The sequence below is a fragment of the Ferrovibrio sp. genome, assembly GCF_017994015.1.
Lineage (GTDB): Bacteria > Pseudomonadota > Alphaproteobacteria > Ferrovibrionales > Ferrovibrionaceae > Ferrovibrio.
On sequence record NZ_JAGOLP010000002.1, the window covers coordinates 104397 to 120111 of the forward strand.

The 15715-nt window shown below is 63.4% G+C and carries 17 protein-coding genes; 7 read left to right on the forward strand and 10 right to left on the reverse strand.

The genetic code is table 11. The annotated features are described in order from the left end of the window. Positions 1–62: 62 nt before the first annotated feature. Entirely contained in the window at positions 63–1538 is a 1476-nt protein-coding gene (locus KBB36_RS02220) for an oligosaccharide flippase family protein (RefSeq protein WP_290976240.1), read from the forward strand. Here KBB36_RS02220 and KBB36_RS02225 read toward each other — a convergent pair. Together KBB36_RS02225 and KBB36_RS02230 are read right to left on the reverse strand one after the other, a co-directional pair. After that, entirely contained in the window at positions 1484–2722 is a 1239-nt protein-coding gene (locus KBB36_RS02225) for an MltA domain-containing protein (protein ID WP_290976243.1), read from the reverse strand. The two genes, KBB36_RS02220 and KBB36_RS02225, sit on opposite strands and share 55 nt — an antisense overlap. A gap of 6 nt (positions 2723–2728) precedes the next feature. Continuing rightward, positions 2729–3397 carry a Tim44/TimA family putative adaptor protein gene (locus KBB36_RS02230; RefSeq protein WP_290976245.1) on the reverse strand — a complete coding sequence of 223 codons (669 nt, stop codon included), beginning with the start codon at positions 3395–3397 and terminating at the stop codon, positions 2729–2731. Positions 3398–3573: 176 nt separating this feature from the next. On the opposite strand from KBB36_RS02230, the gene secB reads away from it, so the two are divergent. Then, positions 3574–4029 (forward strand): protein-export chaperone SecB, encoded by a 456-nt coding sequence (gene secB, locus KBB36_RS02235; protein WP_290976247.1) that lies wholly within the window; start codon positions 3574–3576, stop codon positions 4027–4029. Between the two features lie 18 nt (positions 4030–4047). Here secB and KBB36_RS02240 read toward each other — a convergent pair whose 3' ends face one another. After that, positions 4048–6177, reverse strand: coding sequence for a hybrid sensor histidine kinase/response regulator (locus KBB36_RS02240; RefSeq protein ID WP_290976250.1), 2130 nt, complete (start codon positions 6175–6177; stop codon positions 4048–4050). Positions 6178–6212: 35 nt separating this feature from the next. Between KBB36_RS02240 and KBB36_RS02245 the strand changes: the two genes are divergently transcribed. Further along, positions 6213–6860 (forward strand): PAS domain-containing protein, encoded by a 648-nt coding sequence (locus tag KBB36_RS02245; protein ID WP_290976253.1) that lies wholly within the window; start codon positions 6213–6215, stop codon positions 6858–6860. 277 nt (positions 6861–7137) lie between these two features. Here KBB36_RS02245 and dnaQ read toward each other — a convergent pair whose 3' ends face one another. The 7 genes from dnaQ to KBB36_RS02280 are packed head-to-tail and all read right to left on the reverse strand — an operon-like array spanning position 7138 to position 11475. Then, positions 7138–7842, reverse strand: coding sequence for a DNA polymerase III subunit epsilon (gene dnaQ, locus KBB36_RS02250; RefSeq protein WP_290976256.1), 705 nt, complete (start codon positions 7840–7842; stop codon positions 7138–7140). After that, positions 7839–8462: a dephospho-CoA kinase gene (coaE, locus tag KBB36_RS02255; RefSeq protein ID WP_290976257.1), complete on the reverse strand. Its 624-nt coding sequence runs from the start codon at positions 8460–8462 to the stop codon at positions 7839–7841. Before coaE ends, dnaQ begins: the two co-directional genes overlap by 4 nt. Then, positions 8459–8830 (reverse strand): type II toxin-antitoxin system VapC family toxin, encoded by a 372-nt coding sequence (locus KBB36_RS02260; protein ID WP_290976260.1) that lies wholly within the window; start codon positions 8828–8830, stop codon positions 8459–8461. Before KBB36_RS02260 ends, coaE begins: the two co-directional genes overlap by 4 nt. 2 nt (positions 8831–8832) lie before the next feature. Beyond that, a complete protein-coding gene (locus tag KBB36_RS02265) occupies positions 8833–9102 on the reverse strand; it encodes a type II toxin-antitoxin system Phd/YefM family antitoxin (RefSeq protein WP_290976263.1) in 270 nt (89 codons plus the stop codon). Between the two features lie 50 nt (positions 9103–9152). Further along, positions 9153–10001, reverse strand: coding sequence for a shikimate dehydrogenase (locus KBB36_RS02270; RefSeq protein WP_290976265.1), 849 nt, complete (start codon positions 9999–10001; stop codon positions 9153–9155). Further along, positions 9998–10603: a Maf family protein gene (locus KBB36_RS02275; protein ID WP_290976268.1), complete on the reverse strand. Its 606-nt coding sequence runs from the start codon at positions 10601–10603 to the stop codon at positions 9998–10000. The genes KBB36_RS02270 and KBB36_RS02275 overlap by 4 nt, the downstream gene beginning before the upstream one ends. Beyond that, the gene (locus KBB36_RS02280) at positions 10600–11475 is read right to left on the reverse strand and encodes a pyruvate, water dikinase regulatory protein (RefSeq protein ID WP_290976270.1); all 876 of its coding nucleotides are present in this window, start codon (positions 11473–11475) and stop codon (positions 10600–10602) included. The genes KBB36_RS02275 and KBB36_RS02280 overlap by 4 nt, the downstream gene beginning before the upstream one ends. Positions 11476–11860: 385 nt before the next feature. On the opposite strand from KBB36_RS02280, the gene hemE reads away from it, so the two are divergent. From hemE to KBB36_RS02300, 4 genes are all read left to right on the forward strand, one after another. After that, positions 11861–12922 (forward strand): uroporphyrinogen decarboxylase, encoded by a 1062-nt coding sequence (gene hemE, locus KBB36_RS02285; RefSeq protein ID WP_290976273.1) that lies wholly within the window; start codon positions 11861–11863, stop codon positions 12920–12922. Between the two features lie 4 nt (positions 12923–12926). Next, positions 12927–13952: a ferrochelatase gene (gene hemH, locus KBB36_RS02290; protein ID WP_290976275.1), complete on the forward strand. Its 1026-nt coding sequence runs from the start codon at positions 12927–12929 to the stop codon at positions 13950–13952. A 23-nt stretch (positions 13953–13975) separates the two neighbouring features. Next, entirely contained in the window at positions 13976–14413 is a 438-nt protein-coding gene (gene hemJ / locus KBB36_RS02295) for a protoporphyrinogen oxidase HemJ (RefSeq protein WP_290976277.1), read from the forward strand. A 77-nt stretch (positions 14414–14490) separates the two neighbouring features. Next, positions 14491–15711, forward strand: a complete 1221-nt coding sequence (locus KBB36_RS02300) for an efflux RND transporter periplasmic adaptor subunit (protein ID WP_290976280.1) — start codon at positions 14491–14493, stop codon at positions 15709–15711. Positions 15712–15715: the final 4 nt, after the last annotated feature.

Genomic DNA, 15715 nt, shown 5'->3' on the forward strand with positions numbered 1-15715 from the left:
ATTGCCGATGCTGCATCAGCGCTGCTAGGTAAAGGCTTCATCTGCAAGCGATTGGCAGGCCCTTGAGCATCGCCGACAAGACCATCAAAGCTGTGCGGGTCAGCGTTATGGCCACGTTGCTCTCCGGCCTGTTGCAGGTCGGCACCACCGTGATCATGGCCCGCCTGCTGACACCGGCCGAGTATGGCCTGGTGGCCGGCGCGCTGGTGCTGGTGGCGCCGCTGAGCATGATCCTGTTCGGTGGCCTGGAACGCGCCCTTGTGCTGCAAGACACGCTGCCGGAAACCGCGCTGGACGCCGTGTTCTGGGGCAGCCTGGGCCTGGCTGGCCTGGGCGCCATCGGCCTGGCCGGGCTGGCCGGGCTGGGCCTGGCCGGTTTTTACCAGGGGCAACTGGCCGGCATCCTGCTGGCCTGCACGCCTTTGCTGGCCGGCAGCGCGCTGGCGGCGCTGTATCGCGCCTTGCTGCGGCGGCATTTTGCCTTTGGCCGGCTGGCTGCCGCCGATCTGGCAAGCCAGTTTCTGGGGCCGGGCCTGGTGGCCATCCTGGCGGCTGTGCAGGGCTGGGGCGCCTATGCCATCGTGGCCGGCATGCTGGCGCAAAGCGCGGTGCAGACCCTGCTGCTGGCCTGGTTTGCCGGCCACCAACCCCATTGGCGCCTGAACCTGCCGGCGGCACACCCGATCCTGCGCGCCAGCCTGTCGCTATCTGGCACATCTGTGCTGGAAGTGGTGCATGCCCGGCTGCCCGCCGCCATCATCGGCCTGGGCCTGGGCGAGGTGGCGCTGGGCCTGTTCAACCGGGCTTATCTGCTGGTGCAATTGCCGCTGGAAGTGCCGGCCACCACGGTGACCAAGGTGCTGTTTGGCGGCCTGGCGCAATGGCGCCATGACCTGGACCGGCTGCGCCGCGCCGCCGCCGCGCTGGTGGAAACCGGTGCCGCTGTGGTGCTGCCGGTCTGTGCCGGCATGGCGCTGGCGGCCCCTGAACTGGTCGCCACCTTGCTGGGGCCGCAATGGGACGCCGCTGTGCCGCTTATCCCCTGGCTCTGCCTGGGCGGCGCGGCAGCGATGATCGGGCATTTTTTCGCCATGCTAAATGAAGCCGCTTTGCGGCTGCGCGAACGATTCCGGATTCAGTGTTTCACCCTGCTGGTGAGCGGCGCCGCCTTGTTGCTGGCGGTTCGCTTTGACCTGCGCGCCGCGGCGGCGGCGGCGGCTTTGGGGGCGCTGCTATTCCTGCTGCTGCATGTCCGGCTGGCTGTGCACGTGCTGCACATAGCGCCGGGCAAAATCCTGCTCTGGCTGCTGCCCGGGGCAGTGGCGGCACTGGCCTGTGCCGGCGCGTTGCTGGCGCTGCGTCCTCTGCTGCCGGGTGAGTTGGCGGCGCCCTGGCGGCTGGGCCTGGATATTGCCGCCTGCGGCCTGTGCCTGCCGCTGGTTTACGGCCTGCTGTTCCGCCGGCTGCTGGCCGATCTGTGGCGTTATGCCGGATTGCCAAGCCGCGCCGCCACGGATCGTGGCAGCAGGAACCAATAGCGGCCCGGATGTTTCATGCGGCCGGCAATCGCCTCGGCCGCCGCGCCATGGCCCCAGAACACATCGCCGCGCACACCGCCCCGGATGGCGCCGCCGGTATCCTGCGCCACCATCAGGCGGTTGAGCGGCAGATCGGCATGCGGCGGCTGGGCAGCGGGATAGCTGGCGGCAAGCCAGAGCGGCAGGCCAAGCGCCACATGGCTGCGATCCACTGCCAGCGAGCGGCCCGGCTTGAGCGCCAGGCCCTGGGCGCCGGGCGGGCCGTCACCAGCCTGGGCCGGCGCCGGCAATTCACGGAAAAATATATAGGCGCGGTTTTCACGCAGCAAAGCCGGCGCCTCGGCCGGATTGGCCTTCAGCCAGGCCTGCAAGGCCGGCATCGACACCTCGTCGCGGTTCATGATGCCGCGCTCGATCAGCACCCGGCCAATGGCGGTATAGGCATGGCCATTCTGGCCGGCAAAACCGACCCGCATGACCCCGCCCTCGGCCAGTTCAATACGGCCTGAACCCTGGATTTGCAGGAAAAACGCTGCCACCGGATCGGCCGCCCAGGCCAGTTCCAGGCCGCGCCCGGCCAGTTTGCCGGCCTCGATGCCGGTGCGGTCGTCATAGGGCCGGAGAAAGCCGTTTTCGACCCGCCCGGCGGTGCGCTGGCCACGCCATTCCGGGCGGAACTGGCCCAGATCAACCTGCACCAGATCGGGTGGCAGGCGATAGAGCGGCACGTCATAACCCGGGCGGCGCTGGCGGCTGCCTTTCAGGCTGGGTTCGTAATAGCCAGTGAACAGGCCCTCGGCCTTGCCGTCGCCGAGCACCGCCACCGGCTGCAATTCCGCCTCGATCAGGCGGCGCAGGCTGGCTTCATCAGCCGGTTTGAGCCGCGCCACCGCGTCGCAGAACGGGCGCCATTCCTCAGGCCGGCCATAAACCGCAAAACCATCCGGGCCGCTTTTGCCGGCCTGGGCCAGGATGCGCGGGCAGGAAGCGGCGATTGCCGGCAAGGCCTCGGTCAGCCGGTCGCCCTGCCAGCCGGGCAGATCGGCGAAACTGGCCGGGGCAAAGGCAATGGCCGGGGCTTTCGGCGGTTCGGGGGCAGCACCCGGCTGTTGCTGCTGCGGCACACGCGGCGCGCAGCTTGCCGCCAGCAGGGCAAGCGCAAGAAAGGCGGTTTTGCGCAGCAAGCCGGCTCAGCCCGGGCTGGAGGTGGCGATCAGGGTCCAGTTCGGATCGCGCGAACGGGTGTCGCGGGCGAAGGTCCAGATATCGGTCACCTGTTCCACTGCCTGCGGGTCGCCGGCAATCACCGCGCCGTTGCGGTCGCGGGTGGCGGAAATCAGTTCGCTCTGGAACCGCACCGTCACTTCGGCAGTGCGGCCATTCAGCGCGGTATCAACGATCTCAACATTCTTCAGGCCGACAAAGGTGGTTTCCTGGGTCTGACCCTGGCGGGCGCGGTCGTCGATCACCTTTTCAAAATCGGCAAACACATCGCGCGACAGCATGCCTTTGAGGGCCGGCTTGTCGCCAGCCGCGAAGGCGCCCACCACCATTTCATAGGCCCAGGCAGCGCCCTTGAGGAAATCGTCGCTGCGGAAACTGGGATCGGCGGCGCGGATGCGCGCCTCCTTGGCATCAGGCGGCGTGGCTTCTGCCTCTTCCGCGCCATCGCGGCGCGGCAGGGCGATCACATTGTCGCCGCTTTCGGCCGGGCTTTCGTTGCCGCCGGCCAGCGGGCCGCGGCGCTGCTGCTCATGCCCGGTGCGCTGGCCAAGCACGGCACGCAGGCGCAGGGCGATGAACACGGCAATGGCGCCGAGCAGGAGAATGTCGAGAAACTGGAAACCGCTATCGCCCATGATTTTTCAAGTCTATCCGCTCTGCCGGACCCGGTCCAGGCCAGCGGCCACCGGGAATAACCTATATGTAGGTTTTACGCGGCAATCCGCCAAGAGGGATTGTAGCAGATGGGGCGGCTTGTGGGGCCGGCAAATTCATGTTAGCGCTCACCGCCTCAACCTGGAGACACCATACGATGAGCGAAGTACCCGATCAGGCGCCGCGTTTCAGCGTCAATGTGCAATATGTGAAGGATCTGTCCTTCGAGCACCCGATGGCGCCGCGCACCTTCACCATCAACGAAGCGCCGCAGATCGGGGTGAATATCGGCACCCAGGCGCAGAAGGTCACCGACGACCTGTTTGAAGTGGTTCTGCGGGTGCTGGTGGAAGCCAAGCATGGCGAGGAAGCCGCCTTTGTGGCCGACCTGCATTATGCCGGCCTGTTCACGCTGCAAAACATCCCCGAGGAGCATGTTGAGCCGCTGCTGCTGGTGGAAGCGCCGCGCATCCTGTTCCCGTTCGCCCGCCGCATCATTGCCGATGTGACCCGCGATGGCGGCGTGCCGCCGCTGATGCTCGATCCGATCGATTTCGTGGCGCAATACCAGCGCAGCAAGGAATTGCAGGCGCAGCAGGGCGGCCAGGCGTAAGGCCGGACCAGGCTATAATCAGGCCGGTTGGGCGAGGGCGCTGATCAGATCCTTGATGATCAGCGGCTTCGCCACCACGCCATGGAAGCCGGCGCTTTCGTAGCGCAAAACTGCTTCCGGCATCACATCGGCGGTCATCGCCAGGATACGGGCATTGGCTGTGCCGGGCAGTTTGCGCAAGGCGCGCAGGGTTTCAAACCCGTCCATGCCCGGCATATGGATATCCAGCAGCACATGATCAAAGCGGTTGCTGCGCGCCGCCACTAGGGCTGCCTCGCCGCTCTCCACCAGCGTGATCTGGAAGCCAAAAGGCTGGAGCAGCGCCTGCAAGGTGCGGCGATTGACCAGATTATCGTCAACACAGAGCAGCCGCGCCGCGCCGGGTGTGGCCTCTGACGCAGCCGGTATAGTTTGGCCCCGGGCGCCGGCAGGACCATCGCTCACTGCCTGCTGTTCGGCCGGTTGCAGCGGCAATTCGATCCAGAACAGCGCGCCTTCGCCCTTGCGGCTGTCGCAACCGATGCGGCCGCCGAGCAGTTCGGCCAGCCGGCGGGTGATCGCCAGCCCCAGGCCGGCACCGCCAAAATGTCGGCTGGTGGAAGCATCCTCCTGGGTGAAGCGATCAAAAATCCGCGCCTGCGCCTCGGCGGCGATGCCCGGGCCGCTATCGCGCACAGCAAAACGCAGCACCGCTGCACCGGCCGGGCCGGCGGCGCAGGTCACGCCAACCGCAACAAAGCCGGTTTCGGTGAATTTCACCGCATTGCCGATCAGATTGACCAGCATCTGGCGCAGCCGCGATTCATCGCTGACAATGGCGGCCGGCACATCGGGCGCCAGGTCAAACCGCAGCTCCAACCCCTTGGCCTGGGCGGCCGAGGTGAATAATGCCTCAACCCCGGCCAGCAACGGCCGGAGCTTGAAGGCGGCCGGCGTTATCGCCACTTTGCCGGCCTCCAGCCGCGAATAATCCAGCACATCATTGATCACCGCGAGCAGGCTGGTGGCGCTTTCGGTGATGATCTCGGCGGCTTCGCGCGCCTTCGGATCCAGCGGCATCGCCTGCAACGCCTGCGCCATGCCCAGCACACCGTTCATCGGCGTGCGGATTTCATGGCTCATGGTGGCGAGGAATTCGCTCTTTGCCGCCGCCAGCCTTTCAGCATGGTTGGTCTGTTCCTGCAATTGCCGGTTCAGCGAGCCGAGCGACGCGGTCTTGCGCGCTTCGCTTTCAAGCCGGCGCCGCGCCTGCCAGGTGGCGGCAATGGCGAGCAATACAATGGCAGCCGAGGCCAGGCCGATCATCCAGGCCAGCTGGCGCCAGCCTTTCAGTGCCACCGCCTGCGCACGCGAGGTGGACACCACCAGGGCGCCATCCTGGATGCGGCGGACAGCAGCATAACGCATGTCGCCAACAAAGGGATTCCTGAACAGGCCGCTCTGGGTGGCCAGGGCCGGGTTGGCATGCATGCGGGCATAGGCTGGAATATCGCCAAAGGATTGCCCGATAGCTGCCTCGCGCCAGGGGTGGCGGGCGATCATGCGGAAATTGCGATCCAGCAGGGTGACAGTATCACCCTGCGCGGCGGAAGCACCGAATTCACGACCGAATTGCTGCGGATCAATCACTGCCGTGGCTACGCCGATGGTCTGGCCGCCGGCATCGCGCAATGGCACAGACATGCTGATCTGCCATCCCCCATCCACAATATTGCGCACCGGGCTGCTGAGGAAATACGGCTGATTGCCGCCCTTGATGTAATACGAGACGTAGTCACGGTCGGCGAGCGACACATTGGGCGGCGGATAGCTGCGCGAGGAATGCCGCACCTTGCCGGTCATGTCGGCGATGCCAATCGCCCGCACATGGCTCAGTTCGTTTTCCAGCCGCTTCAGCTCGATATGATAGGCTTGGCCATCCTGGCTTTCGATCCGGTGCAGCAGGGCGGCCTTTTCCAGCGAGTAGCGGATCGAGGCCAGGGTGCTTTCAATATCCTGGCCATGGATGCGGGCCAGCCGCTCCATCACTGCAATTTCCTCTTCCTCGGCATCGGCGCGCAGGAAAACATGCACATAGCCGTTCAAGGCCGCCGCCAGCAGCAGGATCGCCAGCATGGCGAAATTCAGAATAAAACGCGGGAGCCGCATCGGATACCGACAAGTTGCAACCTTAAAAAAGTAGCATGTTGCAGCAAAACGCGGAAGCCATGCCGCTGCCAAGGTTGTCGGCAGGGCTTGAGCCGGGGCCAAATCCGGCGTTTTATCCAGGCATGACCCAGGAATTGCCCGGCATGGGCCAGGAATTGGACGACATGATCCAGCGCTCGCGCCATCCGCGCCTGCTGACGCTGGATTTCCTGACCGTCTGCTCGGCGCGTATTCGCCGCGCTTATACTTATTGGGACGCGAAACGCGCCGGCCGCGCCATGCCGGCCCGCAGCGATATCAACCCGAGCGAAATCCCCGACCTGCTGCCCTATATCGTGCTGACCGATGTGCTGAACGAGCCACCCTATCTGCGCTACCGGCTGGTGGGCACCCGCCAGGTGCAGATGCGCGGCATCGATCCGACCGGCAAGCCGGTGGCCGGCAATCACATCGGCCGCCACCTTGCCGTGGATACCACCAACGAGGTGTTGCTGAATTACTGGATCGTGATCGGCAAACGCAGTTTCGTTTACGACAACAACAAGTTTCTCGGCCCGGCGCTGGATGTCGGCTCGCTTGATATCGGCCAGTTGCATGAACGCGGCACCCTGCTGCTGCCGCTATCCTCGGATGGCACAAATGTCGACATGGTGTTCTGCATCATCGATGTCGACCCGGCTTGAGGTTTGCGTTTCTGGTGGTTTGCGCAACACAGTATTCATTTGCCCGGATATCAAAAACCGGCTTGGTACTCTCAGCCCGAACACCCCTCACTCGTCATGCCCGGGCGCTAGACCCGGGCATCCCATTTTTACAGGAAGTTTAACAAAAATGAGATCCCCGCTTGCGCGGGTATGACGATTTCGGCGGGCGATACCAGGCGATCTGATTGAACCAGATATCGGAGGCCGGCGCCGATCAGGACAAGTTTACTGGCGGCTTCTACACAACCGGCCCGCTTCACTCCTTGAGCCAGATCGGTTCTTTCAGCTTGGCGACGAATTTGGCATGGGCGGCAAGTTCGGCTTCGCTGGGCTGATGCGGGCGCGGCGGGCGGGCCGGGCCGCGTGGCGCATGCAAAGCCGCCACCGCCTCGCCATCGCCATCCAGGCCGGCGAGGCTGAAACCCTGCTGCCGGCCGCCCACCAGTTCGAGATAGACTTCCGCCAGCAATTCGGCATCAAGCAACGCGCCATGTTTGGTGCGGGCGGAATTATCGATCTCAAAGCGGCGGCAGAGCGCATCCAGTGAAACCTGCGCACCGGGGAATTTGCCGCGTGCAATGCGCACAGTGTCGATGGCGCGTTCCAGCGGGATGCCGGCGGCATAATCGCGGCGGCCGAGCCGTTTCAATTCGGCATTCAGAAAGCCGATATCGAATGTGGCATTGTGGATCACCAGCGGCGCATCGCCGATGAAGGCCATGAATTCATCCACCACGGCGGCGAAAAGTGGCTTGTCGGCGAGGAATTCGCTCGACAGGCCATGCACCTTGAAGGCTTCCTCCGGCATGTCGCGTTCGGGATTGATATAGCGGTGAAACACCCGCCCGGTGGGCAGGTGGTTGATCAGTTCGATACAGCCGATTTCCACCAGCCGATCATCCTGGTCGGCGCGGAAACCGGTGGTTTCGGTATCCAGCACCACTTCGCGCTTGCCGCTCATGGCATTATCTCCTGACCGCGCAATTGCTGCACCACAGCGCGCAGCTGCGCCTCGGTATCCGCCAGGCTGGTGCCGGTATCAATCACAGTATCGGCCAACTGGCGCTTTTCTGCATCCGGCACCTGCTTGGCCAGGATGGTGGCAAATTTTTCCGCACTCATGCCGGGCCGCGCCAGCACACGCTGGCTTTGCTGCTCGGCCGGCGCACTCACCACCAGCACATGATCGATGCCTTCATCGCTGGCGCGATGGCCGCGCGCCTTTAGGCCTTCAAACAGCAGCGGGATATCCAGCACCACCAGGCTTTCGCCACGCTGCCGTGCTGTGGCCAGAAAATCCTGCCGCATGCCACCGACCAGCGGGTGCACGATGGCTTCGATCTGCTTCAGGCAGGCCGGATCGCGGATCACTTCGGCGGCCAGCACGCTGCGATCAATGCCGCCATCTTTCAGCGCCTGCGGAAATTTTTCCGCCAGCGGCGCCACGGCTGCACCACCCGGGGCATATAGCGTATGCACGCTGGCATCGGCATCAAAGAGCGGAATGCCGAGCTGTTGCAGCATGGCGCCCACGGTGGATTTGCCCATGCCGATCGAGCCGGTCAGTGCCACAATCTTCATGCCGTCATCACTTTCACATCATAACGCATCATATTGGCATCATTGGTCACCAGGATCAGCGCTTCCACCCGTGCCTGCGCCACCAGCATGCGGTCAAACGGATCGCGGTGGATGGGCGGCAAGGTCTGCAAGGCGGCAATATGCGGCAGCTCTATCGGCAATAAATGAAAGCCGTCGCTGGCACAGAGTTCAAGCAGGTTATCCGGCGCGTTCAGTTTGCCGAGGGCTTTTTTGATGGCAATTTCCCACACCGAAGCATAAGACAGCCATATCTCATGCTCACCGCCGGCTATCGCTTCATGCGCAAGGGGTTGCAGGCGTTTGGGATCGCTGCGCCACCACAGCAGGGCATGGGTATCGAGCAGCAATCTCAAACGTCACCATCGGGAAAGATTTTGCTTTCGAGGAAATCACGCTCGATCTCGGCATCGACCTGATCGTAATCCGGCGCATACCATACCTTGCCGGCCCATTCGCCGCCAAAACGCCGGCGCGGCTTCTGTTCCGGCATGTTCACCGGCACCAGGCGCACTTCGGGCATGCCGGCGCGGGAGATGATAACCTCCTCGCCCTGCTTGGCGGCCTGGATCAGCTTTGACAGCGTGGTCTTGGCCTCGTGGATATTCACCTTGATGGTCATGGCAGCAGCTTAGCCACCTTAGCTTAGCTAGTCTAGCTAAGTTAGCTAAGCTAATCTGCCAGCACTGCCGCGCGCAGGCCATCGGTCACCTCCGGCCAGGTGCCGAACCAGGCGGCAAAACCCGGCCGGCCCTGATGCAGCAGCATGCCAAGGCCATCCACCACCCGGTTGCCGCGCGCCGCCGCCCGGCGCAAAAGGTCGGTTTGCAGCGGGGCATAAACGATGTCGTTGACCACCGCTTCGGCCGGCAATTCATCCAAAGCCAGGTCCAGCGGCGGCTGGCCGGTCATGCCCAAAGCCGTGGTATTGACCAGCAGGCCGGCGCCCTGCAAGGCCAGCGGTGCCGCCGCCCAACTGGCCACCGAGATCGGGCCGCCCAGGCTGTCAGCCAGCGCTTCGGCGCGGTCTACCGAACGGTTGACCAGGGTGATACCCGGCAAGCCGGCATCCAGCAAGGCCACGCAGATCGCCCGCGCCGAGCCGCCGGCACCCAGCACCACAGCCGGCGCCGCCCCGGGCTGCCAATGCGGCGCACCGGCAATCAGGTTTTCATAAAAGCCGAAGGCATCGGTATTCTGGCCATGCAGGCTGCCATCCGGGCGCAACGTGATGGTGTTGACCGCGCCGATGCGGCGGGCCCGCTCATCCACTTCATCCAGGAAAGGCAACACGGCTTCCTTATGCGGGATGGTGACATTGACACCGCGAAAACCTTCATTCCAGCCGGCGCGCAAGGCCGCCATGAAATCAGCCAGACCTTCGGGCGGCACCGGCAGGCGATCATACCGCCCTTCCAGGCCATACTGTTTGAGCCAGTAGCCATGCAGTTTGGGTGAGCGCGAATGCGCCACCGGCCAGCCGATCACGCCGGCGCGCGGCAGGGGTTTGTCTTCACTCATGAGCGCAGAACCTGATTATCCCGCAGGAAAGTCAGCAGCGGCAGCAGGGGCAGACCCAGGATGGTGAAATAATCGCCCTCGATCCGGCTGAATAATTGCACCCCCAGGCCTTCAAGCTGGTAGGCGCCCACAGATCCCAAAACCGCATCGCCGGCCTGGGCCAGATAGGCATCCAGAAAATCATCGGAAAAATCACGCATGGTGAGTGTGGCGCTGGCAATATGACGCCACACGATGCCGCCGGCCCGCGCCGCCACCACGGCGCTGACAAGCTGATGCGGCTTGCCGCGCAGGCGCTGCAATTGTATCCGTGCCGCGGCCAGATCGGCCGGCTTGTCGAACCAGTCATCACCACAAACCAGCATCTGGTCGGCGGCAATGATGAAACGCTGGTCGCCGGTCTGCGCTGCGATATGGCCGATGCGGCGCGCCTTCAATTCGGCCAGGGCTTCCGCCACCTGGCGCGCCGGGGCCTGTTCGGCGCGCAAAGCCAGCTTGATTTCTTCCTCATCGACATGCGCCGGCATTGCTTCCACCTCAAGCCCGGCGGCTTGCAGCATGGCGCGGCGGGCCGGGCTTGAGGAAGCCAGGATCAGGCTCATGGCCCATCTCCCTCGGCCAGTTTTTCGCGTAGCTGTTCCTGGCGGCGATTATACAGATTGAGGATGGCGGCGGCGGTTTCCTCAATCGAACGCCGGGTCACGTCGATCATCGGCCAGTTATATCTGGTGCAGAGTTTGCGCGCCTCGGCGATCTCGGCCCGCACCTGCTCGATATCAACATAGTCGGTCTCGGCCTTTTCATTCATCGCCAGCAGGCGATTACGCCGCACCATCACCAGCCGGTCGGGCGAGGTAGTGAGGCCCACCACCAGCGGATGGCAGGTGCCATGCAGATCGGCGGGGAGCGCCAGACCGGGCACAATCGGTACATTGGCGGTTTTATAGCCACGATTGGCAAGATAGATCGAGGTTGGCGTCTTGGAGGTGCGCGACACACCCACCAGCACAATATCCGCCTTGTCGAGATCGTCGGCCTGCTGGCCGTCGTCATGCGCGATGGTGTAATGCATGGCATCGATACGGGCGAAATATTCCGCATCCAGCTCATGCTGGCGGCCGGGCAGGTTACGCGCCTTTTCGCCAAAGAACTTGCCCATGGCATGGATCACCGGATCGAGCACGGCGATATAGCCGATGCGGTGCTTGGCACAGCCCTTCACCAGCACATCGCGCAATTGCGGATCAACAATGGTGAACAGCACCAGGCCGCCGATCTTGGCAATCGCCTCCACACTGCGCTGCATCTGCGCCGCGCTGCGCACCATGGTCCAGCTATGGACCTCCACTTCCTCATGCGATTTCTGAAACTGCACCAGACCGGCCGTGGCCACCGCATTCAACGTCTCGCCGGTGGCATCGGAAACCAGGTGGATATGCGGCCGGCGCGCGGCGTTGGAAGCCTCTGGCGACAAGGAATGATCCTGTTGATAAGCCGGAATCAGGTGGATAAGCCTGAACTTATCCACGGTGTGGGCTTTTTCATGCCCGCTTAGGCGATTTCTTGCAAGTAATGCTTCGCCCTGGTGATGAAAGGATTACGCCCCTGTGGATCATGTGCACAACTGAATTAGAGCCGGCTGGGGCGGCTTTATCCCACTTATCCCCAGTTTTAAGCCATTGGTTTTGCAGGGAGTCGCACAAGTTGTTGCAGGAGGAAGTCAGTTTTGCGGCAGGTTGGCAGCCTGGGTGGATGAATCCCAGCATGGCCGGGCCTGAAGAATGAATTACCGTTATCCACCGCACCAACAACAACTCCAACTCTTTCTTTTTAAATATAAATAGGAAAGGAATAAGGCCATGAACGTGACCCCGAGACCGATCCTGAAACCCTTTCTCCGCACTCTGGCCGGCGAGGCTTCCGAGCGGCCGCCGGTTTGGCTGATGCGCCAGGCCGGGCGTTACCTGCCGGAATACCGCGCCACCCGGGCCGAGGCCGGCAGCTTCCTCGACCTGTGCTACAATCCGGCATTGGCGGCGGAAGTGACGCTACAGCCGATCCGGCGCTATGGCTTTGATGCCGCCATCCTGTTTGCCGATATCCTGCTGATTCCGCATGCCCTGGGTCAGGAACTGGCCTTCCGCGAAGGCGAGGGCCCGGTGCTGGGCGCGATCCGCACCGAAGGCGAATTGGTCAAGCTGCGGCTGGAAGGCCTGCACCAGCGCCTGGCGCCGGTCTACGAGGCGGTGTCGCGCATCAAGGCTGCCCTGCCAGCCGAAACCGCATTGATCGGCTTTGCCGGGGCGCCCTGGACCGTGGCGACCTACATGCTGGAAGGCCGCGGCGGCAACGAGCAGGCAGCGGCCAAGACCTGGGCCTTCGGCAATCCGGCCGGGCTGGACCGCCTGATCAGTCTGCTGGTGGAAGCCACCTGCGCCTATCTGGACCAGCAGGTGCGGGCCGGCGCCGAAGTGGTGCAGCTGTTTGATACCTGGGCCGGCGTGCTGCCGGATGAGCAATTCCAGCGCTATTGTGTGCTGCCGGTGAAAATGATCGTCAACCGGCTGAAGGCGCTGCATCCTGATCTCAAGATCATCGCTTTCCCGCGCGGTGCCGGCCTGCATCTGGACGGTTATGCCGCCGCCACAGGGGTGGATGCGCTGGGGCTGGATTACACCATGCCGCTGGCCTGGGCGCGTGATCATCTGTGGAGCCGGGGCATCACCGTGCAGGGCAATCTGGACCCGCGCCTGCTGCTGGTGGGCGGGCCGCAGATGGCCCAGGCAGTGCAGCGCCTGCTTCGCCATTTCGCCGGCCGCAACTATATCTTCAATCTGGGCCACGGCATCCTGCCGGAAACCCCGCCGCAGCATGTGGAACAACTGATGCAGCTGTTGCGCGGGGCCACCCGTATGGCGTGAAGATATGGCAAAAACCGCGATAATCCTGTTCAATCTGGGTGGCCCGGACAGCCCGGCGGCAATCCGGCCGTTTCTGTTCAACCTGTTCAACGATCCGGCCATCATCCGGCTGCCGCAGCCGATGCGCTGGCTGCTGGCGCAACTGATCTCGCGTCGGCGGGAGAAAACCGCCAGCGAAATCTACGGCCATATGGGTGGCCGTTCGCCAATCCTGCCACAGACCGAGGCCCAGGCCCGTGCGCTGGAGTTGGCGCTTGGTGCGGATTTTCGTGTGTTCATTGCCATGCGCTACTGGAAGCCGTTTGCCGACGAGACGGCGCGCGCGGTGCTGGCCTGGAATCCGGATCGTATTCTGCTGCTGCCGCTTTATCCGCAATTCTCCACCACCACGTCGGGTTCTTCGCTGAAGGATTGGCGCCGCGCCGCCGCCGCCATAGGCTTGGACAAGCCAACCGCCAGCATCGGCTGTTATCCGGCCGAGCCGGGTTTCATCGCCGCGCAGCTGGCGCTGATCCGGCAATATCTGCCGAAACTGGCCGGCCAGGATTTCCGCCTGCTGTTTTCCGCCCATGGCCTGCCGAAAAAGATTGTTGATGCCGGCGATCCGTATCAGCGCCAAGTGGAGCAATCCGCCGCCGCCATTGTGGCCGGCCTGAACCTGCCCGGTCTGGATTGGGGCATCTGCTATCAGAGCCGGGTGGGGCCGCTGCAATGGATCGGCCCGGCCACCGATGCCGAAATCCGCCGTGCCGGCCAGGATGGCAAGGCGATCCTGCTGGTGCCGCTGGCCTTTGTTTCGGAGCATTCCGAAACCCTGGTGGAGCTGGATATCGAATATGCCGAACTGGCGCATGAGCATGGCGTGCCGGCCTATCACCGGGTGCCGACCGTGGGTGTGACGCCGGCTTTTATCGGCGGCCTGGCCGATCTGGTGCGCCAGGGCCGCTATGATGCCTGCATCCATCCCGGCCCGGGCGCCGAACCCTGCCCGGCCGGGCGTTTTGCCGGCTGCCCCTGCCAGGCCGCTTGATCAATCCTACGGAGCCAGCATAAATGACCTTCCCGATCCCTTATGACTGGCTCAAGGCGCTGCATGTGATCAGCGTGATCGCCTGGATGGCGGGCATGCTCTACTTGCCGCGGCTGTATGTGTATCACTGCAAGGCCGGCAAGGGCTCGGAGTTATCCGAGACCTTCAAGATCATGGAGCGCCGGCTTTTGCGCGCCATCATCAATCCGGCGATGCTGGCAGCCTGGGTGTTCGGCCTTTTGCTGGCATGGCAAGGTAATCATTTCTCGGCCGGCTGGTTTCACGGCAAGTTGCTGCTGTTGCTGGGTATGCAGATCATCCATGCCGGTTATGCGCGCTGGCGCCGGCATTTCGCCGAGGATGCGAATACGCATGACGCGCGCTTCTACCGCATCATGAATGAAGTTCCCACACTGCTCATGATCGGCATTGTGATACTTGTCATAGTGAAGCCATTTTAAGCCGCAATCATCTCTAGGTATGAGTTAATCGCCAATTTCGCACTTGCGAACTGGCTTTGCCGCCCTATTGTGGCGCCATGCAAAACCGCAAGCACATCCTCCGCTCCGCAAGCCTGGCCGCGCTGGCCCTGCTGGCGGTCACCACTCTTGCCAACTCCAAGCCGGCCCTGGCCCAGATGGGTCCAGGCGGGCCACCGCCGGTCACCGTGGCCAAGCCGGTGGTGAAGAACATCATCGAGATGGACGAATTTGTCGGCCGTTTTGAGGCTTCCGCCAGCGTTGATGTGCGCGCCCGGGTCAATGGCTATCTCGATAGTGTGAATTTCAAGGATGGCGCCCTGGTAAAGGAAGGCGAGCTGCTGTTCGTCATCGACCGCCGGCCCTATCAGGCGGTGCTGAACCAGGCCCAGGCCAATCTCAATGTGGTGCAGACCCGGCTGGATCTGGCGCGGATCGAATTCGAGCGGTATGAGCGGCTGGCGCGCAGCGGCACGGCGGCGGAAGCCACGCTGGATGCACGGCGCCAGGCGCTGCTTTCGGCCCAGGCTGAAATTGTTGGCACCCGCGCAGCGGTGGAAACCGCGCGGCTCAATCTCAGCTTCACTGAAATCCGCGCCCAGATTTCCGGCCGCATCAGCCGCAAGCTGGTGAGCGAGGGCAACCTGGTGCGCGAGAACGAGACCCTGCTGACCACCATCGTGGCGCAGGATCCGATCTATTTCTATTTCGACATCGATGAGCGGTCCTTCCTGGCCTATCAGCGCCTGTCCCGCGAAGGCGCCGCCACGTCAAACGGCAATGGCGGCCGTGCCCTGCAGGTGGCAATCGGCCTGACCGACGAGAAGGGTTTCCCGCATAAGGGCCTGCTGACCTTTGCCGATAACCGGCTTGATCCGGCCACCGGCACGATGCGGCTGCGGGCTACGCTGGAGAACAAGGATCTGTTCCTGCAGCCGGGCCTGTTCGGCCGCATCGCGGTGCCGGGTAGCCCGAGCTATAGCGGCATCCTGGTGCCGGATGAAGCGATCCTGACCGATCTTGGCCGGCGTTTTGTTTATGTGGTGGAAGCCGATGGCAGCGTGCGTCAGCAGCCGGTGCAGCTTGGTTCACGCACCGACAATTACCGCATCGTGCGTCAGGGCCTGAAGGGTGACGAAACCGTGGTGATCAATGGCTTGCAGCGCGTGCGTATGGGTGGCGGCAAGGTAACGCCGATGCCGGTGCAATTGCCGCAGGTCTGGGCTGGTTTGATGGCCCTGCCGGCACCGCAGCCGCCGCAAGCCGCACCGAAGCAGTAAGGCA

Excerpts from the sequence above, each read along its gene's own strand:
- KBB36_RS02230 (WP_290976245.1), bottom strand. The coding sequence starts at position 3,397 with ATGGGCGATAGCGGTTTCCAGTTTCTCGACATTCTCCTGCTCGGCGCC.
- secB (WP_290976247.1), top strand. The coding sequence starts at position 3,574 with ATGAGCGAAGTACCCGATCAGGCGCCGCGTTTCAGCGTCAATGTGCAA.
- KBB36_RS02240 (WP_290976250.1), bottom strand. The coding sequence starts at position 6,177 with ATGCGGCTCCCGCGTTTTATTCTGAATTTCGCCATGCTGGCGATCCTG.
- KBB36_RS02245 (WP_290976253.1), top strand. The coding sequence starts at position 6,213 with ATGTTGCAGCAAAACGCGGAAGCCATGCCGCTGCCAAGGTTGTCGGCA.
- dnaQ (WP_290976256.1), bottom strand. The coding sequence starts at position 7,842 with ATGAGCGGCAAGCGCGAAGTGGTGCTGGATACCGAAACCACCGGTTTC.
- coaE (WP_290976257.1), bottom strand. The coding sequence starts at position 8,462 with ATGAAGATTGTGGCACTGACCGGCTCGATCGGCATGGGCAAATCCACC.
- KBB36_RS02265 (WP_290976263.1), bottom strand. The coding sequence starts at position 9,102 with ATGACCATCAAGGTGAATATCCACGAGGCCAAGACCACGCTGTCAAAG.
- KBB36_RS02270 (WP_290976265.1), bottom strand. The coding sequence starts at position 10,001 with ATGAGTGAAGACAAACCCCTGCCGCGCGCCGGCGTGATCGGCTGGCCG.
- KBB36_RS02275 (WP_290976268.1), bottom strand. The coding sequence starts at position 10,603 with ATGAGCCTGATCCTGGCTTCCTCAAGCCCGGCCCGCCGCGCCATGCTG.
- hemE (WP_290976273.1), top strand. The coding sequence starts at position 11,861 with ATGAACGTGACCCCGAGACCGATCCTGAAACCCTTTCTCCGCACTCTG.
- hemH (WP_290976275.1), top strand. The coding sequence starts at position 12,927 with ATGGCAAAAACCGCGATAATCCTGTTCAATCTGGGTGGCCCGGACAGC.
- hemJ (WP_290976277.1), top strand. The coding sequence starts at position 13,976 with ATGACCTTCCCGATCCCTTATGACTGGCTCAAGGCGCTGCATGTGATC.
- KBB36_RS02300 (WP_290976280.1), top strand. The coding sequence starts at position 14,491 with ATGCAAAACCGCAAGCACATCCTCCGCTCCGCAAGCCTGGCCGCGCTG.